This is a genomic window from Ancylobacter radicis (assembly GCF_018449475.1).
Classification (GTDB): domain Bacteria; phylum Pseudomonadota; class Alphaproteobacteria; order Rhizobiales; family Xanthobacteraceae; genus Ancylobacter; species Ancylobacter radicis.
Genome location: NZ_JAHCQH010000012.1, coordinates 218,683 through 228,875 on the forward strand (window position 1 = coordinate 218,683; position 10,193 = coordinate 228,875).

General features: G+C 61.3%; 13 protein-coding genes, 1 tRNA gene and 1 pseudogene. 2 read left to right on the forward strand and 13 right to left on the reverse strand.

The annotated features are described in order from the left end of the window. Window positions 1–79: 79 nt before the first annotated feature. Window positions 80–949, forward strand: coding sequence for an RNA polymerase factor sigma-32 (locus tag KIP89_RS02995; RefSeq protein ID WP_213753918.1), 870 nt, complete (start codon window positions 80–82; stop codon window positions 947–949). Between the two features lie 20 nt (window positions 950–969). Here KIP89_RS02995 and KIP89_RS03000 read toward each other — a convergent pair whose 3' ends face one another. After that, complete coding sequence (locus tag KIP89_RS03000; RefSeq protein ID WP_369807033.1) at window positions 970–2,484, reverse strand: M48 family metalloprotease; 1,515 nt, start codon at window positions 2,482–2,484, stop codon at window positions 970–972. Continuing rightward, a complete protein-coding gene (locus KIP89_RS20085; protein ID WP_213753919.1) occupies window positions 2,481–3,431 on the reverse strand; it encodes a thermonuclease family protein in 951 nt (316 codons plus the stop codon). Before KIP89_RS20085 ends, KIP89_RS03000 begins: the two co-directional genes overlap by 4 nt. Window positions 3,432–3,563: 132 nt before the next feature. Between KIP89_RS20085 and KIP89_RS03010 the strand changes: the two genes are divergently transcribed. Continuing rightward, window positions 3,564–3,640, forward strand: a tRNA-Arg gene (locus tag KIP89_RS03010). A 9-nt stretch (window positions 3,641–3,649) separates the two neighbouring features. Here KIP89_RS03010 and KIP89_RS03015 read toward each other — a convergent pair. The 11 genes and pseudogenes from KIP89_RS03015 to KIP89_RS03065 form a co-directional block, all read right to left on the reverse strand. After that, complete coding sequence (locus KIP89_RS03015) at window positions 3,650–4,630, reverse strand: tyrosine-type recombinase/integrase (RefSeq protein ID WP_250152159.1); 981 nt, start codon at window positions 4,628–4,630, stop codon at window positions 3,650–3,652. Between the two features lie 122 nt (window positions 4,631–4,752). Continuing rightward, entirely contained in the window at window positions 4,753–4,947 is a 195-nt protein-coding gene (locus KIP89_RS03020; protein WP_213753921.1) for a hypothetical protein, read from the reverse strand. A 3-nt stretch (window positions 4,948–4,950) separates the two neighbouring features. Next, the gene (locus KIP89_RS03025; protein ID WP_213753922.1) at window positions 4,951–5,145 is read right to left on the reverse strand and encodes a MerR family transcriptional regulator; all 195 of its coding nucleotides are present in this window, start codon (window positions 5,143–5,145) and stop codon (window positions 4,951–4,953) included. A gap of 8 nt (window positions 5,146–5,153) precedes the next feature. Then, window positions 5,154–5,630: a hypothetical protein gene (locus tag KIP89_RS03030; protein WP_213753923.1), complete on the reverse strand. Its 477-nt coding sequence runs from the start codon at window positions 5,628–5,630 to the stop codon at window positions 5,154–5,156. 112 nt (window positions 5,631–5,742) lie between these two features. Continuing rightward, the gene (locus KIP89_RS03035) at window positions 5,743–5,937 is read right to left on the reverse strand and encodes a hypothetical protein (RefSeq protein WP_213753924.1); all 195 of its coding nucleotides are present in this window, start codon (window positions 5,935–5,937) and stop codon (window positions 5,743–5,745) included. Then, window positions 5,934–6,353 (reverse strand): hypothetical protein, encoded by a 420-nt coding sequence (locus tag KIP89_RS03040; protein WP_213753925.1) that lies wholly within the window; start codon window positions 6,351–6,353, stop codon window positions 5,934–5,936. Before KIP89_RS03040 ends, KIP89_RS03035 begins: the two co-directional genes overlap by 4 nt. After that, window positions 6,350–6,763, reverse strand: a complete 414-nt coding sequence (locus KIP89_RS03045; protein ID WP_213753926.1) for a hypothetical protein — start codon at window positions 6,761–6,763, stop codon at window positions 6,350–6,352. The genes KIP89_RS03040 and KIP89_RS03045 overlap by 4 nt, the downstream gene beginning before the upstream one ends. A 712-nt stretch (window positions 6,764–7,475) precedes the next feature. Next, window positions 7,476–7,997, reverse strand: a complete 522-nt coding sequence (locus tag KIP89_RS03050) for a hypothetical protein (RefSeq protein WP_213753927.1) — start codon at window positions 7,995–7,997, stop codon at window positions 7,476–7,478. Window position 7,998: 1 nt separating this feature from the next. Beyond that, on the reverse strand, window positions 7,999–9,123 hold the full coding sequence (locus tag KIP89_RS03055; protein ID WP_213753928.1) for a hypothetical protein: 1,125 nt from the start codon (window positions 9,121–9,123) through the stop codon (window positions 7,999–8,001). A 159-nt stretch (window positions 9,124–9,282) separates the two neighbouring features. After that, window positions 9,283–9,561, reverse strand: a complete 279-nt coding sequence (locus KIP89_RS03060) for a hypothetical protein (RefSeq protein ID WP_213753929.1) — start codon at window positions 9,559–9,561, stop codon at window positions 9,283–9,285. Between the two features lie 78 nt (window positions 9,562–9,639). Then, window positions 9,640–10,193 (reverse strand): annotated as a pseudogene (locus tag KIP89_RS03065) (hypothetical protein); the annotation flags it as partial.

Here is a 10,193-nt window from a genome sequence, read left to right on the forward strand (position 1 = left end):
GCCCCTTTCCGGCGTTGGCTTGCGGTTGGTCGTGCCCCGTGCGGGACAGGCCGAGCGTCACGAGCCGTGGGAGACGCGCATGAGCGATCCGGGCGAGCGCCACAGCCGGTTGGCGCGCGAAGCGATGAAGGCGCCGTTGCTCGGCCGCGAGCAGGAATATGAGCTTGCCCGCCGCTGGAGCGAACAGCGCGACGAGCAGGCGCTGCACGCCCTGATCCGCGCCCATATGCGCCTCGCCATCGCCATCGCCCGGCGCTTCCGCAATTACGGCCTGCCCATGTCGGACCTGGTGCAGGAGGGCCATATCGGCCTGATGGAGGCGGCGGCGCGCTTCGAGACCTCCCATGAGGTGCGCTTCTCGACCTATGCGACCTGGTGGATCCGCGCCGCGATTCAGGACTATGTGCTGCGCAACTGGTCGATCGTGCGCGGCGGCACCTCCTCCGGCCAGAAGGCGCTGTTCTTCAACCTGCGGCGCATGCGGGCCAGGCTGGAGCGCACCGAGGGCACCACCACCCGCGAGGAAATACACCAGTCCATTGCCCGCAATCTCGGGGTCAACCCGGTCGAGGTGGCGCGGATGGATGCGCGGCTGAACATTCCCGATCTGTCGCTCAACGCCCCGCTCGCCTCCGACGACGAGAACGGCGCGCAACGCATGGACCAGCTGATCGCCAGCGACCCGCTGCCCGATGAGCAGGCGTCGCTGGAAATCGACGGCGAGCGGCGCCGGCGCTGGCTGCGCCGGGCGCTCACCGCGCTCAACGAGCGGGAGATCCGCATCATCAAGGCGCGCCGGCTCAGCGAGGAAAGCGAAACACTAGAGACGCTCGGCGCCCGGCTCGGCATTTCCAAGGAACGGGTGCGGCAGATCGAGAGCCGCGCCATCGAAAAGCTGCGCATCGCGCTCACCCAGGGCGAGGGCGTGCCGCGCGGCGCCTTCGGCTGAGCGCGCGGGCCTCGTCCGCGCTATTCGGCGACGATCTTGTATTTCTCGCCATAGGCGAGCTTGGCGCCGCGATCCAGCCCGTTGAGGATGAGGAAGCGTTCCAGCCCCTTGTCCTGCGTGTCCATCCGCGCCGCCAGTTTTTCCGGCGTGTCGGTGATGCCGGCGGTGACGATGCGGATGCGCAGCGGCTTCACATTCTCCGCCTCCTCGATGGAGACCCGCCGGAAGGTCTCCGCCGCCTGGCGGAAGGACTGGTCGAGCGCCGGGGTGAGTTCGCGGGCGGCGAAGATCAGCCGGTAGACATCGCTGCCGAAGCGGATCGCGAACATGCGGAACGACCATTGTTCGCCGCGCGCCACGGCGGTCGCCGCCGGGAAGCCGTTCAGCACGAGACTCTCCACAGAGGAAACCTCGACGCCCTCGATCCAGCCGGATGACAGATATTGCGCCAGCGACTGGTCGCCCGGCACGCGCACCGCATCGAGCCGCAGCGCCTCGCGCCCCGAGGCGGAAGCGCCGAGCACCGCCTGCGAAGTGTTCTCCAGCGCGAAGCCTTCCGGCGCGCTGAAGGTGAAGCCGAGCTTGGGGTGGAAGAAGCGGCGGCCGCGTATGAAGCCTTCCTTGGGGTCGTCGCCATAGACCAGCCCGTCAATGGCGGCGAGATATTCGCCCCGGTCGCGCTCGCCCGGCTTGGCCGGCGAGGCATATTCGCGAGCATTGGCCATGACGATGGAAATGCGCTCGGGCGTGGCCGGATGGCTGGCGAGGAAATCGGCCGGCTCGCCCGCCCCGGTCTGGCCCATGGTCGAGGCGGTCTTCAGCGAGGACTGCTTGCCCATGGTAGTGAGGAAACGTTCGGCGCCGTAAGGGTCGAAGCCCGCCCGCGCGCTGATGCCGACCCCGATGGCGTCCGCCTCCAGTTCCTGCGCCCGCGAGAAGCTGGCCAGCGACATGCGGCTGCGGGCCAGCGCCAGCGCGCCCAGATCGGGGTCGTTCACCACATCGGAGATGACGCGGGAGACCAGCACCGCCTGCTTCATCTGGTCCTCGCGGGTCGCCGCGTGATTGGCGATGACATGGGCCATCTCATGGGCCAGGACGGAGGCGATCTCGGCATTGTCGGAGGCGAGCGCGAGCAGGCCGCGCGTCACATAGAGCGAGCCATTGGGCAGGGCGAAAGCGTTGATGGCCGGCGAGTTGAGAATGGTGACGCGGTATTTCTGGTCCGGCCGCTCGGAGGCGGCCACCAGCCTTGTGACGATGTGCTGCACCTCGGCCTGCAGCTTGGGGTCATTATAGGCGCCGCCATAGGAGGCGACGAGACGCTCATGCTCCTTGCGCTGGGCCGGCGTCATCGTGTCTTCGACCGACGGCGCCGCCTGCGGCTGGGCAAGCTCCGCCTGCCGGGCGGGCTCCAGCCCCGCGCAACCCGCGAGCAGCAGGCCGAGCGCGAACAGACCGGCAAGCGCCAGCGCGCGGCCGGCGCGCGACACGCCCCCCGCCACCGTCAGCCCCTTGTCCTGCGGCGCCCTCACCACGTCCCCGTCCGTCTCCCGTCCCGTTCCCCGTCACCTGACGCATCATCTGCCACGTCGAGCCGCACGAGCTGCGCGGCGCTCTCGACCGTGATGGCCGGGCCGCCCGCCTCGTGGACCACACCGCGCGCCAGCACGTTCTGGCCGGCCAGCACGGAAGGCGCCATGCCCGCCTGTTCCAGCGCGGCGCGCCCGGTTCTCTCCAGCCTGAGCGTGGTGTCTTTACGCCAAACCCGGCCGAAATTGAGGTAATCCACCGCGCGTCCCTTTCCAACCGAAAGCACGCGCCCTGCCAGCAATGTGAAGCGCCCCGTGCGGGCCGACAGCGCCGCCACCTCCCATGCCGGCAGCGGCAGGCTGGCCCATAACCCGCGGCGGGCGCGGCGCGGAGACACCTCCGCCGCCAGCAGCGCCGCAAGGCAGGCGCCAAGGCCCGGCTCGGGACGCACGACGGCGAGCCCCTGCGCCACCAGCCGCTCATTGAGGCTGGCCTCGGAAAGAGCGGGCGGGTCCGTGGCGATGAAGGCGGCGAGCCGGCCATGGCGGTCCGGCCGCTCGGTCAGAAGCGCGGCCCGCAGATTTTGACCGGCCAGCGGCGCGAGGGCGGCACGCCAGGCGCTCTCGCCCTGCCCCGTCCCGTCCGCCGGCACGGCAAGACCGGCCAGGCGCAGCACGCGCCCGTCATCGAGCACGAGATCGCCGAAGGAATCGATGGCAGCGAGGCGCAGCGCCGGCCCCTCAGGCGATGGGCAGTCCTGCGCCTGCGCGGAAGCGGGCGCAAAGGGCGCGCAAACAAGGGCGAACAGGGCGGCGAGGGAGAGGAGCCCCGGCCCGGCGCGCCCGCGCGGCCGCTGCGAGAAAGCACACCCGCGCCAGCGCCATGGCACCGGCCGGCAGGCTCGGGCGGCGCTCAGGCCGAGAGAGATGATGGCGATCCGATGCTTCACCGCGGCGCTCCGCCTCCATCATAGCGCAGCCGCGCCCTTTCCCATAGGCAGCTTTGCGCACAGGCGCCGCCTCGGCCGACACCACCCGCCTCTTGATTGCCCCCGCCGTTTCGGGTCATCTACGCGCGGTCTCTCCCGGTAGCTCAGCAGGATAGAGCACAGGTTTCCTAAACCTGGGGTCAGGGGTTCGATTCCCTTCCGGGAGGCCACCCGCCCCCTTAGTCGATTGATTTTTCATCATCTTTTTCCTCATTTTGGCTAACAGCCTCGGCTGTGTTAGCCAAATTTGTTCCTGTTTTGCGCCGGCCAAGATGCTGCACGACCTGATCGGCAAGGGTCCGTTGCTCGGCGGCCTTGGTGTAGCGGGACACTTCCGCCTCGGTACGATGGCCGGTGACTGCCTTGATCTGTTGATTCGAGGATCCGGCTTCAGCCAGCCGGCGGGCGGCCGCTTTTCGCAGGCCATGAGCCGAGCAGTGCTTTAGGCCCGCCTCGTCGCAATAAGCGCGAAATGCATTGCCAAACCCGGCCGCCGTGAAGGGACGCCCCTGCTCGGTCATGAGAAAGGTGAGGTTGTCGCGCGGAAGGCTGGCCAGAACGGCGGCTAGATCCTCATGGATCGGGATCTCAAGCACGGCGCCTGTCTTCTGCTGACGCACGCGGATGCGGCCTTCTACGACGTGCTGCCAACCCATGGTGATGGCGTCCGAACGCCTTTGGCCCGTGTAAAGCATGAGCGCCATGGCGAGGCGCGCACGCGTGCCGATGGGGTGCCGCTTCTCAAAGGCCGCGATCTCGCCCTCGCTCCATGTGTGATGCCCTTCCGTCCGAACCTTGAAGCCCCGAAGGCCAATGGTCGGGTTATCCCTCCGCATCCCCTCGTCGAGCGCCATCGCCATCAGCGTCTTGATGCGATCGAGCAGCCCGTTTGCCGCCTCCGGGGTGGCATCCATGGCACCGATGATTGCGCGGATATGCTGACGCTCGAGCATCGCAACACGCTTGTCGCCATGGTCGGCCTTGAAGCCGTCCAGTTGGCGCCGATAGTTGCGTTTCGTGCTGTCGGCAAGACCCAGGAATTCCGGGGAGCGGTAGTAGCGCGCGATCAGGTCGCCGATTGTCCCCGGCTTGGTACGGCGCGCCCCTGGCTCGATTTTCGGCGCGGCCTTCTTGTCGAGGCATGCTTGATATTCGGCCATGAACTCAGGCGTCCACGGCCTCGCCTTGAAGTAATGCGTCTCCTGTCCGGTCCTTCTGAACCGAACATACCACCGGCCACGAACCTGAAATTCTGAGCAGCCCTTAGGCACCTTTCGCCGCTTCATCGGCGCAACACCTCATCCCACTCATTCCGGGAAGACGAAGACGGTTCAGGGTCACCCAGAACGACGGAGACCCCCTCCGGGGTGACGACAACGCGCACGATACGATCCTCGGTAATACCGGCCGCGAGGATGCCCTTCACGGCCTTCTGCACCGTCGCCTTGGTCACGAGGGCGGAGCGTCGTCCGGTCATGGGCTAGTCCTTCTCTCCGCCTCTCAAGCTAAGAAGCGCCTTGCGCTCGATGATCAGCGGCGAAGTTCGGCCGCCGGAGAAACCATGCTTGGCCGGGAGCTTGCCCTCGGCCACCATTTTGGTGACTGTTCGCCGCGAGCATCCGAGCTCGTGCGCGATAGCCTTAGCGCCGCGAATGAGCGAAGATTCGTTGGGCATTCCGTTGCTCAATCGCCGTCGCGCTCACCAATGATTGCGCGCTCCTCTTCGGTATAGTGCGCGATCATCTCCCGCATCTTTCCGATGCGGAATGTCGTGACTTTGCGGATGTCGGTTCCACTGAATTTGACAGTGTCCCAAGCAGATGCCGCCGGCACTTCATCGGACGGAAAAGCTCGTCCCCTAACGGGCTGGAAGTAGTCCTGCACATACGAAATCGACCGCGCTTCCGGGTTGAGCCGCGCACATTCAGCCACGCTGCACGCGATCCGACCGGCGTGCACGGCATCGAAGCCGTCATCCATCAGTTCGCGGAACAGCCACAGCGCAATCATGTCGTCCGGGTCGAAGAGGCGAGCACGCCCAGGAACAGTCGCCGGAGCGCAGCCGAAACGTCCCGCCGCAACATGCTCATTGAAGCGGTCGCGATCGAGACGGGCCACGCGGCATGCGGCGACAGTGGTGAGTTTGGGAACAATCTGCATGGAAACCTCCTGTGATTTTCAAGAGGTAGTCCATCCTCTGGAGTTTTTCAAGAGGACACGCACAGATGAATAGCGCGTCGTCCATGGCAGCACATGCGGACAGCTTTGCTACCTAATCGTGCTCCCCGCCCCCTGCGGGATCATCGTCCTCGGCAGGGTCGTCATCCTCGGGGAAATCGTCGGCCTCTAGATCCGGGTCCCCATCAAGCTGATCGAGCATGAAAATCAGCGACTCGATAGCGCGCTCAACCCGCTGGCGCAGGGCCAGGCGCTCCACCATCACGAATTCGCGGGTGTGCGCGTTCATGTCCGGAGCTCCGGAATGTGCGGGGCGCGCAGAACGGCAGCCACTCCGCCGATCAGGTGCGTCAGCAGATCCGGATCGACGCCCATCACGCCCGCCTCAATCCTCCGGTTGTTCTCGAGGATCATCTCGAGCACCGCGAGAGCCCCTTCCCGGCTGCAAGGCGTCAGGGCCATCAGCGCGTCTTCGGCGGCTTCGTAGCGGTCGCAGGCCGCGTCTATATCCTCGCCGCTGACAGTCATGTCGTACATGAGCCGCACATCTCTCAGCCATCCGTGTATCAGCGGGACGATGGGATCGGTTCCGCCGGATGCCCCATTGGCCGCGCCAATGTTGACGGTCGTCGGGATGGCAACCGCAAGGGCGGCAACGGCCACCGCGCGAAGCGCCCCGCGCCGACTCTCGACTGGAGCGCTCATGTCCGCCCCTCCGGCCGGATTGCCACCATGCGCCAAAGGTCGATGGGCTCGGCGCGCTCACCGAGGAAACCACCACGCCGAAAGCGCGGATCGGCCTGCCACTCATAGGTCAGACGGCTGGCATAGACCCACGCCTCGGCCGGGCGCCCATGCGCTGCACGGCGCGCACCAGCACCCTGCAGCATCCATCCATCGCCCGGCGCAGCCAACTCGTCCATGGCGGCGGCGAAGGCCAGCCACGCGGCATGGGCGCGATGCAGCGGGTCGGCGGGTGCCGGCGCCGCAAGGCCCGGCGAAGGCGCCGCCAGCGCTAGAACGCCCGTCGGCACGGTCACAAGCGCCGCGCCAAGGCGCAGCGCCTCGCGCCGGCTGGGGACATGACTTTCCCGTTCGCAAACATGGGTGCCCATGCGCGTTCTCCTGTGGTACGAAATCAATCAACAGTTTATGTTGATAAGTTGCACGACATCCGTCGTCAACAGAAAATGTTGATCATGACGCCAGGGCAATGCAGAGCGGCCCGCGCTCTTATTGAATGGACGCAACCTCGCCTCGCTGAAGCTGCGGGGCTTGGATTGTCCACTGTGGTCGATTTTGAGAAGGCGCGGCGGGCAGTCTCTCCTGATGCTCTATCGGCAATCCAGAGCGCCCTTGAAGCCGCTGGCGTCATTTTCGTCGCAGAGAATGGCGAGGGGCCAGGGGTCCGGTTAAGGAAAGACTGGACGCCGGATCTGGAACGCCCCCTTGGTAAGAGAGAGGGCAAGTTCCCCACATGAATCGCCGAGAATGCGAGAATCCGAAGTTGTTATTACGGAAGATCAGTCAAGGGTAACGATCTACATGATGTTAAAAATCAATGGCCGAACGCTACCTGCGACCGTGAGTGAAGAGGACGCTTCTAGAGCTCGCGCCGCTGGTATTGATACTGTTAGGCTCGAATGTGTAGACTGCGGCCACACAGGATACGTATCGATCAACGAAGCCACGATCAAGGCCCACTATTGCAGCAAATGTTTCGACTCACCCGCACAAGCATTTGACATGTTTGGAGATGAGCTCATTTTAAAGTATTTTTAGATATTCCGAATTTCAACAATAACAAAAATGTAATTAAATAATTCGTTAAAGTCTTGAAAGACCCGCCCTATCGAGCATAAGATCATATATTATGATAGACTGAGGAACAATATTTTTTACACTATCTTTTATTTCTAAATTTTGTTTATTTCTATCCTGAATAGATAACGACTCCTGAAGTTTAAGCAAATGTCGCTGAAATGCGACTATCAATCCCGATTCCTTGGGTATAATTCTAGCGATTTGCGCAGATGAAAATTGCAATTTTGTAAGCGAAATATTGACATTTTGGAGTATTTTTTCACGTTTATTTTGATCGTTCTCATTTATCAACTCACCAACAGACTCAATGAGTTCTTTGGTGTCGACCGAAAATTGAGTCAAATTTGCTACAAGAAACTCTCGACGCGCCACCTGTATCTCAAACTGAGCATTGATTAGCGGCGCGATATAATAGGTCGCCACAGCGCCACCCATCACCAGAACAAGCGACAGCCACACCGGCATACTGTGGCCGGCAAGCACAGCCAACAGATGAGCCGCCGAACTCCGTAAGCGCTGCATCATCTCAAGGGACCACCCTTGTAGGACTCTGAAGGCCGATTGTGTCACGCGCCCTCGCAGCCTGCTCCGCCACCTTCTCAAGTTGAATGCTATCAATAGATTGCAAAAGAATATTCATAGACTCCTGAAGATCCGCCGCCGTTCCATCAGGCGATACTGAATTCATAACCTCAATACCGCCCTGCATATCAGCCACAGACATACCACTAGTAAGTACTGCCACACCAAGAGCAACGAATGCACCCAACGATACACTCGCACCAATTATTCTCCAATATCCAGGCGATGCGAAATCAACCTCAATATTACTTATACTTGCATCAGAAAAGTGCCTTTCGGTAAATTCTTCTAAATCAGAAACCCTAAAATTATGATCGCGCCCGAGTGATAATTTTGCATGCGCAGAAACCAAAAATGCAATTATCTCGCTAGAGCGATTTAGTACAACAAAATCACTTCCATCGTACCTATCGGCAAATATAACGCTATTCGAGTTTCCATGAAAAATATAAGACTCGTATACCAAACCCAAGAGTTCTTCCGCGTCTCGGTCAATGGTTATTTGACGTACAGCTGGCGGCTTCCCGATTCGTCTTTCCAAACGAACCGTAAGCTGTTTTCGAGGTACAGTATTCAACCAACGCACGCGCCTAAACGGCACTTTGGCTATCGAACCCTCCCCCGACTCAAAAATGTCTTCATCGGAAAATGGCGCAGCAATCTCACCAAATCGCACTACTGGCTGCGTGATACCATCAACGGCCTCACGACCCGGCACAATGACGATATCGCCCACCTTTGCTTGGCTGTATATACGATTGATACTACCAACCAAGGCTTGCAGCGATTTCTCAGAGAATGATCCTGAGGCATAATCTTCAAACTGACGGGTCGGCTCAGATATCCCTGTCGTTTCATTGTAACGTCTAAGATCAATTGATTGACGTATTGCTCTGCGTATGCCAGCTCCTGTCCTTAATCGGCTGTTATTCAATTGAATATAAGGAACCTCAAGAAAAACTAGTTCGTTATCACGGAAAATATCATAGTGACGCTGCGCTTTTCCAGCGTGGACGACCCACGCCTTTTGACTTTGCTCCACTATTTTTGCCGCTATATCGAACTTCATGCCAATCTCCCACTCCGCCCCAGAGTGGTACAACCGTATACGGACCGAGATCAAGTGCGTTAAGTGATAAGGTGACATATCGAACCGGGCTCGATTGTCACGATCTCGATGTTTCTTAAGGACTTAGATTTGATCAGAATTGCTAGGCGTCGACTTTGCTTACCGCCGTATCTCGTGGAGCATTTGCTCAAGGCCCATAGCCCATTCTTCGAAGTGCATTAGCGCCACGCGGGCCTGGGTTTTGGTTCGCTCATCGCTAGATGTCTCTACAACACTCTCGAATTGGGAGCGTAGCAGATCGATAAACGACGCCACGACGTCCAGCTTTTCCTGTGAGGCATCGACCAACAGGGCGCGGATCATCATGATCATCACGCGCCGGTCCACCATGGCCCTCAATTCAACCAGTTGGCCGAGAGCCCGAACCTCATTACCCATTCAATGGAATCCTCTTCGCGTAGAGTAGGCGCCATCATTTGTCGGTAGTGCCACCGCCATAGTCGATGACGATACCCCTCAGCGCCCCTGTCCGCGCGTTGGGTTAAGCCCATAGCGCGCCTCCATGGCGCGGCCAAGATTGCCGCGCTTGGTGACGCTCTGCGCCATCCGGTCTTCAAGCTGCCGCCAAAGCACATCAACCTGCATCGAGCCATCGGCGCCGGTCGAAACCTTCGCGTCCCCCTGATAGCCGGCCGGAGCGTTGTAATTGTTGACGGTCACGCGCGGCGGGGCAGTGCCATTTGCGACGGGACGCTGCACCGACGAAAGCAGCGCCGAGGGCGACGGCATGGAAACCGCCCCGCCGGAAGCATAACCCTTGAGGCCCGCCCGCATCCCGTCCAGTACGGCAGGCCCGCCAGCGGCGCGCACCGACTGCTGATCAAACACATACTCACCACGATGAACCACGCCTGCCGGCTGGTACTTGCCGCCCGCGCCCGTGTAGCCGCCTTCGGCGAACTTGGGCGTACCGCTGAATGCCGAGGTGATGAGCGAGCCCAGAGCGCCCGTCTTGCTGTCGAAAAGCGTATTGATCGACATGTCCGCCAGCTTGTCGATGACGCGGCCGA

What these genes read in the sequence shown, in the direction of transcription:
- KIP89_RS03060 (WP_213753929.1), bottom strand. Translation starts at nt 9,561, where the DNA reads ATGGGTAATGAGGTTCGGGCTCTCGGCCAACTGGTTGAATTGAGGGCC.
- KIP89_RS03030 (WP_213753923.1), bottom strand. Translation starts at nt 5,630, where the DNA reads ATGCAGATTGTTCCCAAACTCACCACTGTCGCCGCATGCCGCGTGGCC.
- KIP89_RS03015 (WP_250152159.1), bottom strand. Translation starts at nt 4,630, where the DNA reads ATGGCCGAATATCAAGCATGCCTCGACAAGAAGGCCGCGCCGAAAATC.
- KIP89_RS03055 (WP_213753928.1), bottom strand. Translation starts at nt 9,123, where the DNA reads ATGAAGTTCGATATAGCGGCAAAAATAGTGGAGCAAAGTCAAAAGGCG.
- KIP89_RS03050 (WP_213753927.1), bottom strand. Translation starts at nt 7,997, where the DNA reads ATGATGCAGCGCTTACGGAGTTCGGCGGCTCATCTGTTGGCTGTGCTT.
- KIP89_RS03025 (WP_213753922.1), bottom strand. Translation starts at nt 5,145, where the DNA reads ATGCCCAACGAATCTTCGCTCATTCGCGGCGCTAAGGCTATCGCGCAC.
- KIP89_RS03020 (WP_213753921.1), bottom strand. Translation starts at nt 4,947, where the DNA reads ATGACCGGACGACGCTCCGCCCTCGTGACCAAGGCGACGGTGCAGAAG.
- KIP89_RS02995 (WP_213753918.1), top strand. Translation starts at nt 80, where the DNA reads ATGAGCGATCCGGGCGAGCGCCACAGCCGGTTGGCGCGCGAAGCGATG.
- KIP89_RS03035 (WP_213753924.1), bottom strand. Translation starts at nt 5,937, where the DNA reads ATGAACGCGCACACCCGCGAATTCGTGATGGTGGAGCGCCTGGCCCTG.
- KIP89_RS03040 (WP_213753925.1), bottom strand. Translation starts at nt 6,353, where the DNA reads ATGAGCGCTCCAGTCGAGAGTCGGCGCGGGGCGCTTCGCGCGGTGGCC.
- KIP89_RS03045 (WP_213753926.1), bottom strand. Translation starts at nt 6,763, where the DNA reads ATGGGCACCCATGTTTGCGAACGGGAAAGTCATGTCCCCAGCCGGCGC.